The sequence below is a fragment of the Aminobacter aganoensis genome (assembly GCF_014206975.1).
In the GTDB taxonomy this organism is placed as follows: domain Bacteria; phylum Pseudomonadota; class Alphaproteobacteria; order Rhizobiales; family Rhizobiaceae; genus Aminobacter; species Aminobacter aganoensis.
The window spans coordinates 45,393-65,008 of the sequence record NZ_JACHOU010000008.1; the positions used below are offsets into that span (position 1 = coordinate 45,393).

General features: G+C 64.2%; 19 protein-coding genes and 1 pseudogene. 9 read left to right on the forward strand and 11 right to left on the reverse strand.

Annotated features, from left to right (window positions below):
- The first annotated feature begins 111 nt into the window (after nucleotides 1-111).
- Nucleotides 112-639 (forward strand): SAM-dependent methyltransferase, encoded by a 528-nt coding sequence (locus GGR00_RS16335; protein WP_184700009.1) that lies wholly within the window; start codon nucleotides 112-114, stop codon nucleotides 637-639.
- On the opposite strand, the gene GGR00_RS16340 is transcribed toward GGR00_RS16335, so the two are convergent.
- Nucleotides 636-2,819: a primosomal protein N' gene (locus GGR00_RS16340; protein ID WP_055974923.1), complete on the reverse strand. Its 2,184-nt coding sequence runs from the start codon at nucleotides 2,817-2,819 to the stop codon at nucleotides 636-638. The two genes, GGR00_RS16335 and GGR00_RS16340, sit on opposite strands and share 4 nt — an antisense overlap.
- 90 nt (nucleotides 2,820-2,909) lie before the next feature.
- On the opposite strand from GGR00_RS16340, the gene fsa reads away from it, so the two are divergent.
- Entirely contained in the window at nucleotides 2,910-3,563 is a 654-nt protein-coding gene (gene fsa / locus GGR00_RS16345) for a fructose-6-phosphate aldolase (protein WP_055974926.1), read from the forward strand.
- Nucleotides 3,564-3,627: 64 nt separating this feature from the next.
- Here fsa and GGR00_RS16350 read toward each other — a convergent pair whose 3' ends face one another.
- On the reverse strand, nucleotides 3,628-4,065 hold the full coding sequence (locus GGR00_RS16350) for an Lrp/AsnC family transcriptional regulator (RefSeq protein ID WP_055974929.1): 438 nt from the start codon (nucleotides 4,063-4,065) through the stop codon (nucleotides 3,628-3,630).
- Nucleotides 4,066-4,198: 133 nt separating this feature from the next.
- On the opposite strand from GGR00_RS16350, the gene GGR00_RS16355 reads away from it, so the two are divergent.
- Nucleotides 4,199-5,086, forward strand: coding sequence for a DMT family transporter (locus tag GGR00_RS16355; RefSeq protein WP_184700010.1), 888 nt, complete (start codon nucleotides 4,199-4,201; stop codon nucleotides 5,084-5,086).
- Between the two features lie 6 nt (nucleotides 5,087-5,092).
- Here GGR00_RS16355 and GGR00_RS16360 read toward each other — a convergent pair whose 3' ends face one another.
- The 3 genes from GGR00_RS16360 to leuS are packed head-to-tail and all read right to left on the reverse strand — an operon-like array spanning nucleotide 5,093 to nucleotide 9,416.
- A complete protein-coding gene (locus GGR00_RS16360) occupies nucleotides 5,093-6,223 on the reverse strand; it encodes an AAA family ATPase (RefSeq protein ID WP_184700011.1) in 1,131 nt (376 codons plus the stop codon).
- 24 nt (nucleotides 6,224-6,247) lie between these two features.
- The gene (lptE, locus tag GGR00_RS16365) at nucleotides 6,248-6,811 is read right to left on the reverse strand and encodes an LPS assembly lipoprotein LptE (protein ID WP_184700012.1); all 564 of its coding nucleotides are present in this window, start codon (nucleotides 6,809-6,811) and stop codon (nucleotides 6,248-6,250) included.
- Nucleotides 6,798-9,416, reverse strand: coding sequence for a leucine--tRNA ligase (gene leuS, locus GGR00_RS16370; RefSeq protein WP_184700013.1), 2,619 nt, complete (start codon nucleotides 9,414-9,416; stop codon nucleotides 6,798-6,800). The genes lptE and leuS overlap by 14 nt, the downstream gene beginning before the upstream one ends.
- Before the next feature lie 143 nt (nucleotides 9,417-9,559).
- Here leuS and GGR00_RS16375 point away from each other — a divergent pair, with 143 nt between their 5' ends.
- Entirely contained in the window at nucleotides 9,560-10,222 is a 663-nt protein-coding gene (locus tag GGR00_RS16375) for a YggS family pyridoxal phosphate-dependent enzyme (RefSeq protein WP_184700014.1), read from the forward strand.
- A 75-nt stretch (nucleotides 10,223-10,297) separates the two neighbouring features.
- Here the strand turns inward: GGR00_RS16375 and GGR00_RS16380 are convergent, their stop codons facing one another.
- The 3 genes from GGR00_RS16380 to GGR00_RS16390 form a co-directional block, all read right to left on the reverse strand.
- On the reverse strand, nucleotides 10,298-11,404 hold the full coding sequence (locus GGR00_RS16380; protein WP_055974946.1) for a branched-chain amino acid ABC transporter substrate-binding protein: 1,107 nt from the start codon (nucleotides 11,402-11,404) through the stop codon (nucleotides 10,298-10,300).
- Nucleotides 11,405-11,567: 163 nt separating this feature from the next.
- Nucleotides 11,568-12,695 (reverse strand): phospholipase effector Tle1 domain-containing protein, encoded by a 1,128-nt coding sequence (locus GGR00_RS16385; protein ID WP_184700015.1) that lies wholly within the window; start codon nucleotides 12,693-12,695, stop codon nucleotides 11,568-11,570.
- A gap of 105 nt (nucleotides 12,696-12,800) precedes the next feature.
- The gene (locus tag GGR00_RS16390) at nucleotides 12,801-13,073 is read right to left on the reverse strand and encodes an usg protein (RefSeq protein WP_055974952.1); all 273 of its coding nucleotides are present in this window, start codon (nucleotides 13,071-13,073) and stop codon (nucleotides 12,801-12,803) included.
- A gap of 313 nt (nucleotides 13,074-13,386) precedes the next feature.
- Between GGR00_RS16390 and acs the strand changes: the two genes are divergently transcribed.
- The 4 genes and pseudogenes from acs to GGR00_RS16410 all read left to right on the forward strand — a co-directional run bounded on the left by acs (nucleotide 13,387) and on the right by GGR00_RS16410 (nucleotide 16,453).
- Nucleotides 13,387-15,342, forward strand: a complete 1,956-nt coding sequence (gene acs, locus GGR00_RS16395; RefSeq protein ID WP_184700016.1) for an acetate--CoA ligase — start codon at nucleotides 13,387-13,389, stop codon at nucleotides 15,340-15,342.
- 97 nt (nucleotides 15,343-15,439) lie between these two features.
- Nucleotides 15,440-15,547: pseudogene (locus GGR00_RS16400) on the forward strand (creatininase family protein); the annotation flags it as partial.
- Between the two features lie 146 nt (nucleotides 15,548-15,693).
- On the forward strand, nucleotides 15,694-16,110 hold the full coding sequence (locus GGR00_RS16405) for a MerR family transcriptional regulator (RefSeq protein ID WP_184700081.1): 417 nt from the start codon (nucleotides 15,694-15,696) through the stop codon (nucleotides 16,108-16,110).
- Nucleotides 16,058-16,453 (forward strand): carboxymuconolactone decarboxylase family protein, encoded by a 396-nt coding sequence (locus tag GGR00_RS16410; RefSeq protein ID WP_184700017.1) that lies wholly within the window; start codon nucleotides 16,058-16,060, stop codon nucleotides 16,451-16,453. Before GGR00_RS16405 ends, GGR00_RS16410 begins: the two co-directional genes overlap by 53 nt.
- Nucleotides 16,454-16,746: 293 nt before the next feature.
- Here the strand turns inward: GGR00_RS16410 and GGR00_RS16415 are convergent, their stop codons facing one another.
- On the reverse strand, nucleotides 16,747-18,138 hold the full coding sequence (locus GGR00_RS16415) for a pilus assembly protein (protein ID WP_184700018.1): 1,392 nt from the start codon (nucleotides 18,136-18,138) through the stop codon (nucleotides 16,747-16,749).
- 317 nt (nucleotides 18,139-18,455) lie between these two features.
- Entirely contained in the window at nucleotides 18,456-18,725 is a 270-nt protein-coding gene (locus GGR00_RS16420) for a PepSY domain-containing protein (RefSeq protein WP_184700019.1), read from the reverse strand.
- 121 nt (nucleotides 18,726-18,846) lie between these two features.
- Here GGR00_RS16420 and GGR00_RS16425 point away from each other — a divergent pair, with 121 nt between their 5' ends.
- Nucleotides 18,847-19,332 carry a hypothetical protein gene (locus tag GGR00_RS16425; protein WP_184700020.1) on the forward strand — a complete coding sequence of 162 codons (486 nt, stop codon included), beginning with the start codon at nucleotides 18,847-18,849 and terminating at the stop codon, nucleotides 19,330-19,332.
- A gap of 7 nt (nucleotides 19,333-19,339) precedes the next feature.
- Here the strand turns inward: GGR00_RS16425 and GGR00_RS16430 are convergent, their stop codons facing one another.
- Nucleotides 19,340-19,552 (reverse strand): DUF1674 domain-containing protein, encoded by a 213-nt coding sequence (locus tag GGR00_RS16430; RefSeq protein WP_184700021.1) that lies wholly within the window; start codon nucleotides 19,550-19,552, stop codon nucleotides 19,340-19,342.
- Nucleotides 19,553-19,616 lie beyond the last annotated feature (64 nt).

Genomic DNA, 19,616 nt, shown 5'->3' on the forward strand with positions numbered 1-19,616 from the left:
GCCCCGAATCCGTGGTGATCATAACTGACGCCGGGCCCGGCGCCAGAGCGCAACTGACGAGGCATGGGCAACCGGTTATGTTGGTGGCAGGACAGCCACAGGAGAGGGCAAATGGCGGTACCTGAACGCATTGCCTGGGCGATCGGCCAACTCGACATTTCGGCGGGCGACCGGCTGCTGGAAGTCGGCTGTGGCCGCGGCGTCGCCATCGCCGAGATCGCCCCGCTGCTGATCGATGGCCACATCACCGGGCTGGACCGGTCCGACAGCGCGATCAATTCAGCGGAGGAGAGGAACCGGGCATCGATCTCCTCCGGCAAGGCAGCGCTCGTCCAGGCTGCTTTGGCGGATTGGTCTAGCACGACCCCGCCTTTCGACAAGATTTTCGCCGTCAACGTCAACCTGTTCTGGCTGGAGGCTGCGCGCGAGCTGAAGCGGATTCGTTCACTGCTCACCCCTGAGGGCCGGCTGTACCTGTTCTTCGAGCCGCCAAGCGCCGGCCAGGTCCCGACCATCGAGCACGCGATCGCGGTGCGCCTGAAGGCAGCCGGCTATGTGCTGGAAAGGACGATGTACGGTCCAAGCCCGAAGCCGCCGCTGCTCGGCATGGTCGCAAGGCCCGGAGCTGTACCCAGCTAGAGGAAACTTTGCGGGTCGATGTCGACCTGGACCCGCACCGATCCGCGCACCTTCGGCCCGGCGGCGAGCAGCGCGCGGATATAGCCCTGGATGTCGGCCCTCCTGTCGGCCTGCACCAGGAGCCGAAAACGATGCCGGCCGCCGACAAGCGCCAGCGGCGCTTCGGCGGGGCCGAGCACGTGGACGTCCTGCGCCACTTGCGCCGCGCGCCTGAGGCCGCGTGCATGGCTCTCAGCCTCGGGCCGCGTCGCCGCGCTGACGATGATGCCGGCGAGCCTGCCAAAGGGCGGCAGGGCCGAGCGTTCGCGTTCCGAAATCTCGCGCTCGTAGAAAGCCTCCGAATCGCCCGAGACGATCGCCCGCATGACGGGGTGGTCGGGCTGGAACGTCTGCAGCAGACCAAGGCTCTTCTTGCCCGTGCGCCCTGCCCGGCCGGTCACCTGCGACAGAAGCTGGTAGGTGCGCTCTGCGGCACGCGGGTCGCCATTGGCGAGACCGAGATCGGCGTCGACGACGCCGACCAGCGTCATATTGGGAAAATTGTGGCCCTTGGCGACAAGCTGGGTGCCGATGACGATGTCGGCCTCGCCATTGGCGATCGCCTCCAGTTCGAGCCTGAGCCGCTTCACGCCGCCGAGCATGTCCGACGACAGCACGATCGTGCGCGCATCCGGGAAATGCGAGACGACTTCCTCGGCAATGCGCTCCACGCCAGGCCCGCAGGCGACCAGATGATCGAAGGTGCCGCATTCCGGGCAGGCCTCGGGCCGCTTCTCGTTGTGGCCGCAATGGTGGCAGACGAGCTGGCCGCGAAAGCGGTGCTCGACCAGCCATGCCGAGCACACCGGGCAGCCGAAGCGATGGCCGCAGACCCGGCACAAGGTCAGCGGGGCGTAGCCACGACGGTTGAGGAACAAAAGCGACTGTTCCTGCCGGCCAAGCGTCTCGCGCATCTTGCCGAGCAGCACCGGCGACAGGAAACCGCCGCGCGCCGGCGGTGAACGCCGCATGTCGATGGTGGCAAGCTTCGGCAAAGCGGCTTCGGCAAAGCGCGCCGACAGCACCGAGCGCGCGTACTTGCCTTGCTCGGCGTTGACCCGGCTTTCGACCGAAGGCGTGGCGGAGGCCAGCACCGTGGGAAAGCCGCCGATATGGGCCCGCACCACGGCCATGTCGCGGGCGTTGTAGAAGACGCGGTCTTCCTGCTTGTAGGCAGGGTCGTGCTCCTCGTCGACGACGATCAGGCCGAGGTCGTTGAACGGCAAAAACAGCGCCGAGCGGGCCCCGGCAACCACCCGCACCCCGCCCTCCGCCACCTGGCGCCAGACGCGCTCGCGCATCCGCGGCGGCAGGTCCGAGTGCCACTCCGCCGGCTTTGCGCCGAACCGGTTCTGGAAGCGTTCGAGGAAAACCTGGGTAAGCGCGATTTCCGGGAGCAGGATCAGCACCTGCTTGCCCTTGTCGAGCGCCGCCGCCACCGCCTCGAAATAGACCTCGGTCTTGCCCGAGCCGGTGACGCCGTCGATGAGGGAAACGGCGAAGCGATCTGCTTCCACCTGGCCGCGTAGAGTATTCGCCACCGCCTGCTGGTCGTTGGTCAGTCCGGCGCTGGCATAGGACGTGTCGGGCGCCGCCACCACTGGCCGCGGCGGGATCATCACCGTCTCGAACACGCCTTGCGCCCTGAGTCCGTCGATGACGGTCGAGGACACGCCGGCAGCATGCGCCAGGCCCGAACGTGTCCAGGCCATGCCGTCATTGGCCATTTCGAGGACGCGTGAGCGCGCCGCCGTCATCCGGTCGGGTTCGCCGTCGCTGCGCTTGAGGCCCTCCGTCCAGGGCTCCGGATCGAAAGCCTCCGGCGCCCGTAGGATCATCCGCGCCACCATGCCCGGCGGCGACAGGGTGTAATGCGCGATCCAGTCGACCAGGCGGCGCATCTGGTCGGTGATCGGCGGGCAATCGAAGACGTGGGCGATCGGCCTGAGCTTCTTCGGATCGACTGCTTCGACCGGACCGTCCCAGACGATGCCGGCCACTTCGCGCGGACCCAGCGGCACGCGCACGATCGAGCCGGGCACCACCTGCATGCCGTCGGGGACGGCATAGGAATAGGCGCGCTCGGCCGGCATCGGCACCAGCACGGGGGCGGCCCTGGTTCTTGGCGAATCGGCGGTCATGACGCGTGACCTTGCCCCGAACTTGGTTTAGAGCAAAGGCCGACAAGTGCCGTGCCCCACAGGCACCCTTCCATTGCCAAGGAGACTCCCATGAAGTTTTTCGTCGACACCGCCGACGTCAAGGACATCCGCGAACTCAATGAACTCGGCCTCCTCGACGGCGTCACCACCAACCCGTCGCTGATCCTCAAGTCGGGCCGCAACATCGCCGAAGTGACCAAGGAAATCTGCGACATCGTCGAAGGCCCGGTCTCGGCCGAAGTCGCCGCCACCGAATACGCCGAGATGATGAAGGAAGCGGCGGTGCTGTCGAAGATCGCCGACAACATCTGCATCAAGGTGCCGCTCACCCTCGACGGCCTCCGCGCATGCCGCGCGCTGACCTCGGAAGGCCGCATGGTCAACGTCACGCTGTGCTTCTCCGCCAACCAGGCGCTGCTCGCCGCCAAGGCCGGCGCCACCTTCATCTCGCCCTTCATCGGCCGTCTCGACGACATGGCGGTCGACGGCATGGAACTGATCGCCGAGATCCGCCACATCTACGACAATTACGGCTTCGACACCGAGATCCTCGCCGCCTCGATCCGCTCGACCGAGCACGTCAAGCGCGCCGCCCTGATCGGCGCCGACGTCGCCACCATCCCGCCGGCAACGCTGAAGGCGCTGGTCAAGCACCCGCTGACCGACAAGGGCCTCGAGATGTTCCTGGCCGACTGGGCCAAGACCGGCCAGAAGATCGGCTGATCCTTCTCGACACGATGACCAAGGCCGGCGCCGCAAGCGCCGCCTTTTTCGTGTCCGCCTGCCGTCAGGCCAGCGGCGGCAGCCGCCGCTTCACCGGCTGCGCCTTGACGATCGAGCTGTTGGTCTCGGCCTTGTCGGTGATCTGGTCGAGGATTTTGTCGAGTTCGTCGATGGAACGGATGTGCAGTCTGGCGATGAAGCAATCGTCGCCGGTCACCTTGTCGCATTCCGAGAACTGGGCGATGTCCTCGATCAGCTTCTGCACCTGGTGCAGCTTGCCCGGCAGCGGCCGGATGCGCACGATCGCCTGCAGCGTATAGCCGAGCGCCTGGGGATCGATGTCGACCGTGAAGGCGCGGATGACGCCACGTTCCTCCAGTCGCCGCAGCCGCTCCGAGGTGCTCGGTGACGACAGGTTCACCCGCTGAGCCAGTTCCTTGAGCGAAATCCTGGCGTCGTCGACAAGGATTTCGACGATGCGCCTGTCCAGATCGTCCAGCATGCAATCCTCTTAGGCTACTCTACCATTCTACCTTATATGATTAGGAAACATCGAACAAACGCCTTCCGATAGCCATATACCCTCCCAAACCATAGGCGTAAAAATACAGCCCTGAACCGTAAGGGGCTGCAACATGTCGGACAAGATGCGCGGCACGGTCGATATGACAGCTGCCATGGTGATTTCGGGAACCATCGGACTATTCGTCGTGCTGTCGGGCCAGCCGGTGATGGACGTCGTCTTCTGGCGCTGCGCCTTCGGCGCGGTCATCCTGCTGATCGTCTGCGCCGCGCTCGGCCTGTTCCGCTCCGGTGTTATGTCGCGCAGCCAGATCGCGTGGGCGGCCGTTGGCGGCATCGCCATCGTCTCCAACTGGATCCTGCTGTTCGCCGCCTTCCCGCGCGCCTCGATCTCGATCGCGACCGCGGTCTACAACACCCAGCCCTTCATGCTGGTGGCACTGGGCGCGATGTTCTTCGGCGAACGCCTGACGCTGACCAAGCTGACCTGGCTCGGCATCGCTTTCGGCGGCATGCTGATGATCGTCCAGGCAAAGTCAGGCGCCACCACTGGAACCGACTATCTCGCCGGCATCCTGCTGGCGCTGGGCGCCGCCTTCTTCTATGCGATTGCCGCCATCATCACCAAGAAGCTCAAGGGCGTGCCGCCGCACCTGATCGCGCTGATCCAAGTCACGGTCGGCATCCTGATGCTCGCGCCCTTCGCCAGTTTCGGCCAACTTCCCACCGGGGCGACTACCTGGGCACTGCTGGTCGCCGTAGGCGTCATCCATACCGGCGTGATGTACATCTTGCTCTACGGCGCGATCCAGAAGCTGCCGACCAATCTCGTCGGCGCGCTGTCCTTCATCTATCCTGTCGTCGCGATCGTCGCCGACTTCCTGGCTTTCGGCCATCGCCTGCAACCGCTGCAGATCATCGGCGCCGCAGCCATCCTGGTTGCCGCCGCGGGCATGACGCTCGGCTGGTCGCTGGCAAAGCCGCGCCTCGTCCGAACCTGAGCAGGCTCAATCGTCGTCCCGCATCAGCCCGCTGGTCCGCATGCCTTCGATCATGGTGGCACCTTCCAGGCGCACGACCGTCAGCGCCCGCGAACCGGTACGGTCATGCACGAAATCGGCAAGCTCGTGTGAATGCGTCACCACCCAGACCTGCGTCCGTTCGGCGGCGCGGGCGATCATGTCGGCGAGGGCCGGCAGCATGCGCGGATGCAGGCTCGCCTCCGGCTCGTTGAGCGCGATCAGCTTCGGCAGGCGGTAGGACATCAGGGCACCTGCCAGCGCCAGGAACCGGATCTGGCCGTCCGACAGTTCCTGCGGCCGAAACACCCGCTGCGGAAACTCAGGCAGCACGAGCCCGAAAGTCGCCGTTTCGCCCGGTACCGGAACGTCGAGCAACGCCCCGCCAAGCGCCTCGGCAATGCAGCGGTCGAGATCGACGGTGTCGTCCCTGATATGCCGCAGTGTGGCAAAGACGGCGGCGAGGTTGGCGCCGTCCTCGTCGAGCATCGGCGCCGTCGTCGCCAGCGCCGGGCGGCGCACCAGCGAGTCCGCGTCGGTGCGAAAGCCGTGGTAGAAGCGCCAGCCGGAAACCGCAGCACGCAGGTCGCCGACCTCGGGATAGCGCCCGGCGACGCCGAGCAGCGCGAGCGCCGTTTCGGAATTGAAGATGCGCTCGGGATGCTCGACCCGGCGTCCGTCGCCGTCGCGGGCAAACACCGCCGGTCCCTTGCGTGTCATCATCTCCACCGGGCGGCGCCCGGCCTCGACGGTAAGGATCTCTTCCTTGACGTGCGGTTCGAAGGCGAAGCCGGCCGAAACCGGCGGCGGCAGGCCGATCTCGACCTTGTAGCCGTATTTCGCCGCCGTCTCATCGTCGAGGAACTCGGCATCGATGACGACGCGGACCGGCTGGCCAGCGCGACGCTTGCCCGACCACAGCGCCGAACTCATGCCGCCTTCGCCCGCGATCTCGCGGGCCAGCGTTCCCTCGGCAGATGCCTTGATGAGTTGCAGCGAGCGGTAGAGGTTGGACTTGCCAACCCCGTTCTCGCCGACGAAGACACTGACCTGGCCAATGTCGAGCCGGATCGCTCTCAGCGAACGGTATCCTGCAGCCGAAAAGGACGTCAGCTGCATCGACCGCCCTTCCGTGAAACGGCCTCAGCCCCTGGACATGTCCTGGGCGATGGCCAGCCTGAGCAGTTCGGCCAGCTCGCGTGCCGCGCGGTTTTCGGCGTCGCGCTCGGCGCGCATCCTGGCGAACTCCTGGCGCGGCCGATCGAACGATGCCGAGACGTTGCGTTTGCCCGCGGCGATGCGCTTGCCGGTCTTGACGTCGGTGATGACATAAGTGCCGGTCAGCGTCACCGCGCCCGCGGTCGGCTCATCGTCCTTGCTGGTCACTTCGGCCAACAGGGAGGCCTCGGTGAGGGCTGCGACCGCCAGATCCATGGTGTAGGGCGCCGTGGCCTGCTGGCCCGCTCCGCCATTGAACATGAAGATCAGGTGGTTGCGGACTTCCTGGCCGTAGCGGGTGTTGATAGGCTTGATGTTGATCGAGGCCAGTTGCGTCGCCGTGCCGGCTTCGACGCCTGCCGACACCGGGCCATCCGAATAGAGCGGGCGCACCGTGCAGGCTGACGCCAGTGCAAGCGAGGCCAGGAAGGCCAGGCGTGCAGCAACACGCACCGGGCCGGCAGAATTTCGCGCATCAGGCAACGACATTGACGATCCTCTGCGGCACAACGATCACCTTGCGCGGCGACTTTCCATCCAGCGCCTTCTGCACTGCTTCCAGTGCCAGCGCCGCTTTTTCGACGGTCAATTGATCTGCGTCGCGGGCGATTGTCAAATCGGCTCGCTTCTTTCCGTTGATCTGCACCGGATAGGTGATTTCATTGTCGACAATGAGCGCCGGGTCGAATTTCGGCCATGGCCGATCGGCGACCATGCCTTCGCCCCCGAGCGCCACCCAGCACTCTTCGGCGAGATGCGGCATCATCGGCGCGATCATCACGATCAGGATGTCGACCGCCTCGCGCAAGGCCGAAACCATCTCGGCCGAAGCCTTGCCGGCGGCAGCGTCGGCCGCCGGGCCCTGCAGCGTGTTGGACAGCTCGTAGATGCGCGCCACGGCCTTGTTGAAGGCCAGCTTGCCGATGTCTTCGCCGACGGCTTTCAACGCCTTGTGCGCGGCCTTGGACACCCCGGATGCATCGCCCTCGATCGCTGCCTTGGCGTTCGCCTTGGCCAGCACTTCGGCAGTTTCCGAAATCAGCCGCCACACGCGCTGCACGAAACGATGCGCGCCCTCGACGCCGGCCTCGGTCCAGATGACGTCGCGCTCGGGTGGCGAGTCCGACAGCATGAACCAGCGCGCCGTGTCGGCGCCGTAGCTGGCGATGATGTCGTCGGGGTCGACCACGTTCTTCTTCGACTTCGACATCTTCTCGATCGAGCCGATCTCGATCGGCGTGCCGTCGGAGATGAGCGCGGCGCGGCGCTTGCCGTCGGCCTCCTCGATTTTGACCTCGACGGGCGTGACCCAGCCGTTCGGCCCCTTGTAGGTCTCGTGCACGACCATGCCTTGCGTGAACAGCCCCTTGAACGGCTCCGCCAGGTTCAGATGGCCGGCCTCGCGCATCGCGCGGGTGAAGAAGCGCGAATAGAGCAGGTGCAGGATCGCATGCTCGATGCCGCCGATATACTGGTCGACCGGCAGCCATTCATTGGCGGCCTTGGGGTCGGTCGGCTCGTTCTCCCACGGTGCAGTGAAGCGTGCGAAATACCACGACGAGTCGACGAAGGTGTCCATCGTGTCGGTTTCGCGGCGCGCATCCTTGCCGCATTTCGGGCAGGCGACATGGCGCCAGGTCGGGTGACGGTCGAGCGGGTTGCCCGGCCGATCGAACTCGACGTCGTCCGGCAGCTTGACCGGCAGGTCAGCCTTCGGCACCGCCACCACGCCACAATCGTCGCAATGGATCATCGGGATCGGGCAGCCCCAGTAGCGCTGGCGCGAAATGCCCCAGTCGCGCAGGCGGAACTGCACCTTGCGCTCGCCCATCGGACGGTTGCCGATCGAGATCTGCTCCAGCCGGCTGGCGACGTCGTCGAACGCGTCCGCCGGCTTCATGCCGTCGAGGAATCGCGAATTGATCATCACGCCGTCGTCGGTGTAGGCCTCCTCGGTGACCTGGAAGCTCTTCGCATCGCCGCCTTCCGGCATCACCACCGGCACGACCGGCAGGCCGTACTTGTTGGCGAAGTCGAGATCGCGCTGGTCGCCCGACGGGCAGCCGAAGATGGCGCCGGTGCCGTATTCCATCAGCACGAAGTTGGCGACATAAACCGGCAGCGTCCAGTTTTCGTCGAACGGATGGACGACGCGGATGCCGGTGTCCATGCCCTTCTTCTCGGCGGTCTCGAGTGCTGCCACCGACGTGCCCATGCGACGCACGTCTTCCATGAAGGCGGCAAGCTCGGGCTTGTTCTCGGCGGCCTTCCTGGCCAACGGATGGTCGGCAGATATCGCCATGAACGAAGCGCCGAAGATCGTATCCGGACGGGTCGTATAGACCTCCAGTTCGGTCTCGCCGGCGGGTGCCGTGCCGGCGGCCAGCGGCCAGCGGATCAGCAGGCCTTCCGAACGGCCGATCCAGTTACGCTGCATCAGCTTGACCTTCTCGGGCCACTCGTCAAGGCCATCGAGCGCGTCCGACAGGTCCTGCGCGAAGTCGGTGATCTTGAAGAACCACTGCGTCAGCTCGCGCTGTTCGACCAGTGCGCCGGAACGCCAGCCGCGGCCATCGATGACCTGCTCGTTGGCGAGCACGGTCATGTCTTCCGGGTCCCAGTTGACCTTCGAGGACTTGCGCGTCACCAGTCCCTTCTCGACGAAGTCGATGAACAGCATCTGCTGGCGATGATAATAGTCGACGTCGCAGGTGGCGAACTCGCGGCTCCAGTCGAGCGACAGGCCCATCGACTTCAGCTGCGTCCGCATCGTGGCGATGTTCTGGTAGGTCCATTCCTTGGGGTGGACCTTGTTTTGCATCGCGGCGTTTTCCGCAGGCATGCCAAAGGCGTCCCAACCCATCGGATGCAGCACATTGCAGCCAAGCGCGCGGCGGTAGCGCGCGACCACGTCGCCCATCGTGTAGTTGCGGACGTGGCCCATGTGGATGCGCCCCGACGGATAGGGGAACATCTCGAGCACGTAGTATTTCGGCCGCGGATCCTCGTTCTTCGTCTCGAAGAGCTTCGCCTCGGCCCAGGCCTTCTGCCATTTGGGTTCGGAGGCGCGGGGATTGTATCGTTCGGTTGCCATCGGATGTTTTTCACTTAAAAGCGTGCGTGGACCGGGGCGAAAACCCGCGGTTCAGGAAATCGTTGCCGGGTGTTCACCATGGATTCCCGGACCCGTCAACTCCGGCAAGCCGGGGGCGGGCAAAAAGCAGCAGGGCCAGCGATATGGAAAAGTCGGTCGAACAGCTAACGCTGGTGAAGGATAAGATAGGTGCGGCCGAGCGCGAGGCCAACAGGCCGGAGGGTTCGACAACGCTCGTGGCGGTCTCCAAGACCTTTGATGCCTCGCACATCCGCCCGGTCATCGAGGCCGGCCAGCGCGTCTTCGGCGAAAACAGGGTGCAGGAAGCGCAGGGCAAGTGGCCCGGGCTGAAGGCCGAATTCCCCGACATCGAGCTGCACCTCATCGGCCCGCTGCAGTCCAACAAGGCCAAGGAGGCCGTCGCCCTGTTCGACGTCATCGAGACCGTCGACCGCGAGAAAATCGCCGCCGAGCTCGCCAGGGAAATCGAGCGCCAGGGCCGCGCACCAAGGCTCTACGTTCAGGTCAACACCGGCTCGGAGCCGCAGAAGGCCGGCATCGAGCCGCGCGAGGCCGTGGCCTTCGTCAAGCGCTGCCGCGAGGTCCACGGGCTGGCGATCGAGGGCCTGATGTGCATTCCTCCGGCGGAGGAGAATCCGGGGCCGCACTTCGCCCTGCTCGAAAAGCTGGCGCGTGAAGCCGGCCTCGAAAGGCTGTCGATGGGCATGTCAGGAGACTACGAGCTTGCGGTTGCCTTCGGCGCGACAAGCGTCCGCGTCGGCTCGGCAATCTTCGGGACGCGCTGACCAGCGCCAGCCTGGAAAACGAAAAAGGCCGGAGCTTGCGCTCCGGCCTTTTTCTTGAACAGTTGACGCGCTGGCTTATTCAGCCGCGACGATCTTGCCGCCTTCCCACTTGAACAGCGAGAAGCTCGGCGAGGTCAGGTCGCCGCTTTCGCCATAGGTCAGGTTGCCGATGGCGGTGGCGATCGGCTCGCCCGACTTGAGCGCTGCGGCAACGGCCGCCGTGTCGTCGGCCTTGCCGGCCTTCTCGATGCCGGCCTTCAGCACCTCGACCGCAGCATAGGCGTTGAGCGTGAAGGCTTCCGGCGGAATGCCCTTGCCCTCGAGCACCTTGACGGCGTCGGCCGAAGCCGGGTTCTTCAGCGCGTCGGAGGCGTTGGTGAACAGCGTGCCGGCGGCGGCTTCGTTGCCGATGGCCCAGAACTCGGTGTTCGACAGGCCTTCGCCGCCGATGATCACGGCATTGACGCCACCGTCCTTGAGCTGGCGGGCCAGCAGGCCGCCCTCAGGGTGGTAGCCGCCAAAATAGACCACGTCGACGTTATCGGACTTCAGGCGCGTGACGAGGGCCGACAGGTCCTTTTCGCCAGGGGTCAGCGAGTTCTGCTGAACTTCCTGCAAGCCGCCGGCATTGATCGCTGCCTTGAAGGCATCGGCCAGGCCCTTGCCGTAGGTGCCCTTGTCGTCGATCACCGCGACGCGCTTGTCCTTCATGTTCTTGAGGACATAGGCAGCGGCGACTTCGGCCTGCTGGTCGTCGCGGCCGCAGGTGCGCAGCACGTTGGTCAGGCCACGGGTGGTGAGGTCCGGCGCGGTCGCGGTCGGGGTCACCATCAGGATGCCGTTTTCGGCAAACACGTCCGACGCCGGGATGGCGACGCCCGAGGTCACCGGACCGACGACGTACTGGACGCTTTCGCCGACCAGCAGGTTGGCGGCCGAAACGCCCTGCTTGGGATCGCCGGCGTCGTCGGCGAGCTTCAGCACGACCTTCTCGCCGAGAATGCCGCCCTTCTCGTTGATGGTGTCGACGGCCGCCTGGGCACCGTTCTTGACCTGGTCGCCATAGGCCGCGACCGGTCCGGTCAGCGGTGCAACGAGGCCAATGGTGATGTCGGCGCGCGCAGCAGAACCGAATGCGAGCAATGCAGCCAGCGAAACGCCAGCCAGGATCTTGGTGTTCATCGTAACTCTCCCTTTGACCCGCTGGCATCGAGGGCACAGCGGAAGTTCTCGTGGCGGAATACCCGTCCCGGGACCTGCATGCAATCAGCCCAGTGGCTGCATCGCTTGCGATTGATTTGTGCCAGCACGCCTGCCAGGCCACCGACAGCAGCGAAACCGCCCCTCAAAAGTATCGTCGCACCCGCGGATGCCGGCTCAGCGAGCCAGGCCTGTAGCGAGGGTTGTAATCGTCGAAACGCTTCTCGATGTCGACGCACAGCCTGTCGACGTCGATGGCCTTGCATTGGATCGAACGCTCTCCCGGCAGCCAGAATATACCCAGGCCCGTGCGTTCGTCATGCGCGCGGCCTAGCACCTTTCCTTCGATCTCGACTGCCACGGGAAAATCGAGGCCGGACAAGGTGCGCAGCCTGTCCAGCATCCAGCCGAGACTGAGCTTGGCCAGGTTGTCGTCGTCGTCATATCCCCCGCCGATGTCGGAATGCACGCCTGGAAACCAGCATTGTTCGACGACCTGGCCCGCAGCCCTGCCGTCGGCATCGACCTCGTCCCACGGCACCGGAGCAAATGCCTTGCGGTTTTCGTCGATGGAGAGCGCATGCAGGCCGACGGGAACGCGTACCGACAGTTCGTTGTCGTGGAACTCGTGCTTGTAGGGGTTCACCATGTTCATGATGCCGGGCAGCCCAAGCGCGCGAACGGTGTCGAACACGCCGATCACGTCGGGCACCACGGCTGCCGCACCATGCCTGGCGCCGAAATCGGAACCGGCCCTCTGCCGCTCGGTCTTGTTCTTGATCTTGTAGGCCGTGACCGCCGCCGCCGCGATGGCCCGCCGCCGCTCCGCACCGGCACCCTCCTTGTCCCGCGATATCGGCCCGCCAAGATCGGTCGTCGCGATCCCGCATGTCGCCAGCACACCGCCGAGGCAGCGCACGGTGTAGGCGCCGCGGGAAAAGCCGAACAGCCCGACCTTCATGCCTGGCCGCCAATCCATCATCAGGGCTTCGTAGCAATCGACGATGTTTGCGGTGATGCCCCAGCCGGTGGCCTTGCTCCATAGGTTGCGCAGGGTGCGAGTCCAGTTCCACTCGCCTGCCTCCGGCGCGCCGAGGCCGGCATCGTAGAAGGTGCGGATGCCCGGCCTGCCGTCGATGGCCGAATACATCTGGAACACATTGGTGTTCTTGAACTGCCTATCGCCGACCTGCTCGATCTCGTCGGCCCGGACGCCGCGCTGCCCCGTGCCATCGGAAAAGATCAAAACCCAAGCGCCGCTTGCCTGAGACATGCCGCCTCCCGCCGACTGCCGCCCACCGACGGCGAATACTAGCATGCAGGGCACGCTCACCTGCGCTGAATTGGCCGCGCAAGGTTAATCGGAAGGGCAGTCCGCCTAGTGCATCAGGAATTCGCCATCGACCTTGCGCCACTCGTTGGGTGCGATCAGCTTGCGATGGGTGTAGTGCACCGAATGCAACGGACCATCGAGCTTGGCCCGCCAGAACTCGATGAACCCGAACAGGATCGGAAATTTCGGCGCCAGGTCGTAGTCCTGCCAGATGTAGGTCTGCAGCACATGCGGATGGTCGGGCAGGTGGTACAGGATTTCAGCTGTGGTCAGGCCGTACCCCTTCAGCATCAGTTCCAGTTCAGAAGTGTCGCGCATCGCAAGCCTTCCGTGTCGAACAACTCCTCCACGGCCCGAGTCTGCGCCGCGGTCGTTAACCGTCCACTAAAATGAACGTGATCCACACGTGATAAGTTCCAAGAAATCAGCAGTTTAGAACTCGACCGCAGCCGTTTCCGACGGCTATAAGGCGGCGGCGATTTGCCGCTGCGGAATGCGACGAGGCAAATCCAATGTCTAATATTGTGGCGAGGCGGGAATTGATAATAATGCCCGCCAACGTGCGGCCCTGAGGTCGCCGTCCGCCGGCCACCAGGAGCCGACGGATCGCATCCGGGAGGAAGGGAAAGAAATGTCCGAAGTCCGTGTCCACCGCGTCCAGCCGGCGTGGAAGAAGAATGCGCTCATCGACAACGACACCTACCTGAAATGGTATGGCGAGAGCGTGAAGAACCCCGACAAGTTCTGGGGCAAGCACGGCAAGCGGATCGACTGGTTTAAGCCCTACACCAAGGTCAAAAACACCTCCTTCAACGGCAAGGTCTCGATCAAGTGGTTCGAGGACGGCCTGACCAACGTCTCCTACAACTGCATCGACCGCCACCTGAAGAAGCGCGGCAACCAGACCGCCATCATCTGGGAAGGCGACAACCCCTACGACGACAAGAAGATCACCTACAACGAGCTCTACGAGCACGTCTGCCGCCTCGCCAACGTGATGAAGAAGCACGGCGTCAAGAAGGGCGACCGCGTCACCATCTACATGCCGATGATCCCCGAGGCGGCCTATGCGATGCTCGCCTGCACACGCATCGGCGCCATCCACTCGATCGTCTTCGGCGGCTTCTCGCCCGACGCACTCGCCGGCCGCATAGTCGACTGCGAATCGACCTTCGTCATCACCGCCGATGAGGGTCTGCGCGGAGGAAAAGCAATTCCTCTGAAGGAAAACACCGACAAGGCGATCGACATCGCGGCCAAGAACCACGTCATGGTCAAGGACGTGCTGGTCGTGCGCCGCACCGGCGGCAAGATCGGCTGGGCGCCGGGCCGCGACCACTGGTACCATGACGAGGTCCGCTTGGTGAAAGCCGAATGCAAGCCTGAGAAGATGAAGGCCGAGGACCCGCTATTCATCCTCTACACCTCCGGCTCGACCGGCAAGCCCAAGGGCGTGCTGCACACCACAGGCGGCTACCTCGTCTATGCAGCGATGACCCACCAGTATGTCTTCGACTACCATGACGGCGACATCTACTGGTGCACCGCCGATGTCGGCTGGGTCACCGGCCACAGCTACATCGTCTACGGCCCGCTCGCCAACGGCGCGACCACGCTGATGTTCGAGGGCGTGCCCAACTATCCCTCCGCCTCGCGCTTCTGGGATGTCGTCGACAAGCACAAGGTCAACATCTTCTACACCGCCCCTACCGCGATCCGTGCCCTGATGGGCGCCGGCGACGAGCACGTGAAGAAGTCTTCCCGCAAGTCGCTGCGCGTGCTGGGCTCGGTCGGCGAGCCGATCAACCCTGAAGCCTGGGAGTGGTACTACAACGTCGTCGGCGACAAGAAGGTGCCGATCGTCGACACCTGGTGGCAGACCGAGACCGGCGGCATCCTGATCACCCCGCTGCCCGGCGCCACCGACCTCAAGCCTGGCTCGGCGACGCGGCCGTTCTTCGGCGTGGTTCCCGAACTGGTGGACAACGAGGGCAAGCTGCTCGAAGGTGCGGCCGACGGCAATCTCTGCATCGCCGACTCCTGGCCGGGCCAGATGCGTACCGTCTATGGCGATCACGAGCGCTTCATCCAGACCTACTTCGCCACCTACAAGGGCAAGTACTTCACCGGCGACGGCTGCCGCCGCGATGCCGACGGCTACTACTGGATCACCGGCCGGGTCGACGACGTCATCAACGTCTCCGGCCACCGCATGGGCACGGCCGAGGTCGAATCGGCGCTGGTCAGCCACGACAAGGTTTCCGAGGCCGCCGTCGTCGGTTATCCCCACGACATCAAGGGCCAGGGCATCTACAGCTACGTCACGCTGATGTCCGGCATCGAGGCCACAGAGGACCTGCGCAAGGAACTCGTCGCCCATGTCCGCAAGGAAATCGGCGCCATCGCCTCGCCCGACAAGATCCAGTTCGCGCCCGGCCTGCCCAAGACCCGCTCCGGCAAGATCATGCGCCGCATCCTGCGCAAGATCGCCGAGGACGATTTCGGCGCGCTCGGCGACACCTCGACGCTGGCCGATCCGGCCGTCGTCGACGACCTCGTCGCCAACCGCCAGAACAAGCGGGTCTGACCACTCTCCTCCCCCGCATCACCGATGCGGGGGATTTTGCTTCCGGCTGCGGATCCAACGCCTTCCCGAAGCCGTCAATTGACAACTCCTCACATCGATCGCGGTGCGCGGCAACGCCATGGCGATCCTGCCGGTCGGCTCGCTGGAACAGCACGGACCACATCTGCCCGTCATCACCGACACGGCCAGCGCCGAGGCCGCAGCCTGATCCGGTCTGGGCGCCCGGTCGCGGCTCGGCATGCGCGCCGGCCGATCGCAACTCGTCGTCCAGTAAGCTCCCGAAACAGGCCTTGACTTAGAGCGCGCTCGAACACCTAGCATCGCGAGCGTCGTAACGAGACAAGGTTGACCATGAAGATCGGAGAACTCGCCAGGCGCAGCGGTTTGACAGCCTACACGATCCGCTACTACGAGCAGATCGGGCTGTTGCCGGCGCCCGACAAGGGCACATCGGGTCAACGCGACTATGATGCCTCGATCCTCGTCTGGATCGAGTTCCTCGGCCGCCTCAAGGCCACTGGCATGCCGATCCGCGAGATGCTGCGTTATGCGGCCCTCCGACAGACAGGTCCGGTTACCGACGCCGCGCGCCGCGTCCTGCTCGAAAAGCACCGCGACAAGGTGCGGGGCCACATCGCCGACCTTCAGGCCAACCTCCTCGTTCTCGACGCCAAGATCGCTGGCTACGCCGATGCGGAAGAAAGGACTGAGACCAATGGACAACATCAACGAGAGCCGCTTCGAGCGCGGCACGCGCGCACTCGCTGAAATCGACGGCGCAGGCGGGCAGAAGGTGGTGGATTCCCTCGCCGACATCGCCCCCGATTTCGCCCGCTACATCATCGAGTTCCCGTTCGGCGACATCTACTCGCGCCCAGGCCTGGACCTCAGGTCACGCGAGATCGCAACGATCGCCGCCCTGACCGCGCTCGGCAATGCCACCCCGCAGCTCAAGGTGCATATCCAGGCGGGACTGAATGTCGGGCTCAGCCGAGACGAGATCGTCGAAACGATCATCCAGATGGCGGTCTATGCCGGCTTTCCAGCGGCACTCAACGGCCTGTTCGCCGCGCGGGATGTGTTCCAGGAGAAGCACAGTCTCGCCGCATGATGCGGTAGCAACGGTCTAGTGCCATGGTCGCACTTGCCAAATCGATGGAAAGCCCCCACCTTCCCTAATGTGTTCAACGAACTGAAAGGAGGTGATCCGATGTCGAGTGATTTCGTTTTCCTGAACGTGGCCTCTGCGGATTGCCTTCTCGGGAAGCAGCCTTCCTGAGCGATGCATGATGTGCGGCGGGCGATGCTCCGGCATCGCTGCTGACGGCCGCGCCACGGACGAAACACGGAAAGGCCGCGTCTTCGCAAGAAAGCGCGGCCTTTTTTGATTCCTCGCCGTGCAGCCTACTTGGTCAGCGACAGCTGTTCGATGTTGCGGGCGATGGTCTGGAAGGCTTCGTCGAGTTCCTTGCCCGTCGAGACTTCGAAATAGCGCTTCAGCGTGCCGCTATCCGGCGTCGCACAGTTCTTGAGCACGGCCTTGGCCGCATTCCTTTCGGACTTCGAGGTGTCCTTGTTGTCGAGGTCGAAGCCGATGGTGAAGACCTCAATGCCGTCGTTCTTCATGTTGGTACAGATGCTTTCGGCATAGCTGCCGGACTTCGCCGACTGGCTGCCCTGGGGCCTTCCCGTGACGCCTGCAAAGGCAGTGTTGAACAGGCCGTCGGTCATCAGGATGGCCACCTTCGCGACCTTCTTCGCATCGGGATTGGCCGGGCCCGCACCGAGGTTCGCATCCTTGATGGCAGTGCGCCATTTGGGCGAAAGCATGTAGTAGCCCCACTGCGCGGCGATGCCGCCTGCGGTCACTCCGTTGGCCCTGAACCCGCCGATCGCGGCCGTCAGCTTCGTCACATCGGCGGTCAGCGGTATCAGCTTCGCCGACGGGCATGACCCGACGCGGTCGTCGCGATTGACCCTGGCGAGATAGATCTCGCCCTGGTTGTTCTCGCGCTCGGTGTAGGGGCCGTCGTCGCTGAAGTCGGCGGCGCCGTCCTTGTCCTTGCGCTCGCTGGCGCAACCGTCGCCGCTGCTGGCAGAAACAGCCTGCCAGGCATCGATCGGGGGCGGCAGGTCCGACTTGCCCGGCTTCTCGACGAAGACGGCGTCCGACAGCCCACCGGTGTTGACCGCCTCGGCATAGGGAACCAGCGCAATGCGTATGCGCGGCTTGTCGGCATCCTGGCCCGTGAGAAGGATATCGACGGCGTTCTGGGCGGCCGTCTTCAGATCCTTGATCTTCTGCCCGCCCATGGAGCCGGTGACATCTAGCATCATCGCAACTTCGATGCGCTTGTCGGAATAGAGCGACGCGGTCGTCGCCGAAACACGCTGCCGGTTGCCCTTGCCGAAAAGCGGGAAGAAGATGTCTACGTCGATCTCTGCGGTCGCCTCGACCGTGCCCGCCAGCCGGTCGACGGTGACGCTGCGCAGCACAACCTTCTCGCCGGGCGCCAGCAGGCTCGCAGCATTGACCTCAAGGAAAGTCCTGACGGACGCGTCGGCATCCTCTGGCTTGATCCTCCCGGTCGTCAGGTCGCGCGCCGTCGATGTCACCGCCCCGTCGACCGCCAGCGCCAGGCCGGATTTTACATTGGACAGCTGGGCGATGTTGATCCCGAAGCCAGCGGCCATGGCCAGCAGGGAAATCGTCACGCCACCCAGGACGGCAAAATTGCCACGACGATCCCCGGCCAGGCGAAGTGCCGTCCGTCCCGCCTTCCGAAATTGCAACATGTCCCGCCCCGCCATTCAATTGCCTCTGGCGAAGGCGTTGCAGGAAACTGGCCGTGTCGGCGCTCTGCTGGCCTCGTCAGGTCGACGGCACGACAAGTTATTGAATTTACAGGATTTCGAGTGGCATCAGGGTAAACGGAGCGTAAACGCAGTCCCCGCACGCACGGTTTATTCACCACTCGCTAACCACGATGCATGCGGTTCGCCAGAGCCATTCGTGGAGCTGTCCCGTTTCGGTGCGCAGGGGTGTGCCAAATTCTGTCAGCACCAGGCGTGCCGGGTCAGACCTCGACATCCAAGCTTTAACCGGCCTCGGGTCAGAGCCGCGGTTCGCCCGTCACCGCGTCGATCTTGATTTCCACCTTGGCCTTGTCCGACGTGTAGTAGACGATGTCGTAATAGCCTTCGCTTTCCCATTCCACTTCGGAAAGATAGCGGAACTGATCGCGCTGCTCGATCTTGGCGATGATCTCGGACAGCTTGAGCGAATTCTGCGGCGGCACCGCCGGTTCCTTGGTCTGCGCCTGCGCCGGCATGGTGCCCAGCAGGGCAGTAACTACGAGTCCGGTAATTGACCACTTTGCCATAATTGCTCCTTTCGCAACTCCCAGCGAAACGACCGGCACGGATTTCAGTTCCCGCTCCAGCGTTCCAGTTGATTAGTCGAATGCAATAATGACTAGATTGACGAAAAGACGGGAGGGGAAGATGAAACGAAGAATAGACTTGGCATTAATTGTCGCGGCTATGCTGTTCTCGACAGGCTGCGTCCAGCAAATTCCGATACAAACGCAGTTCAACAATGCAGAACACGAATTCGCAAACAAGCCGGGCAAGGCGACCATCTCTGGCCAGGCATTCATGCGCCGCAATGATGGCGTGGTTGTTTATGCCGCCGGCAGCCCTGTCTACCTCACGCCTCAAACGTCATACACCATGGAGGCGTTCAATCGCAGCGCGTCTGCCACCGGCCCGGTTGTATTCACCAATCCGGACGCGCGTCTGAAGGACTACACACGCGTGACTCAGGCCAACGGCGAAGGCCGCTTCACTTTCGCGGGCGTGCCGGATGGTCCATTCATTGTCGCCACCACGGTGCATTGGATGGCTGGCGACATGCGGCAGGGCGGCGACCTGACTAAGCTGTTCGTCGTCACCCACGGCCAGGGTCACGACATCATCATGACCCGCTGACGAAAGCTCAGAAGTCGCTGGTCAGGCCCTTGATTTCCCAGTCGCCGTAGCGTCCTGGTTCCTTGCCGCCACGGCCACCGATCTCGCGCGGCAGCTTCGCCTCCTGCGCCCTGTAAGCTTCGCGGCGTGCCTCGGCCTCGGCCAAGGCGCGCCTGGCGGCCGGCGAAAGCTCCTTCGGTGCGGCCGTCTCGGCTTCGATTTGCGGCTTGGCGTCGTTCATGGGATTCCTCGGAAATGATTGAAACGCACCCTCGTGTTTCCCATCATATAGCGAAGCGCGCGAC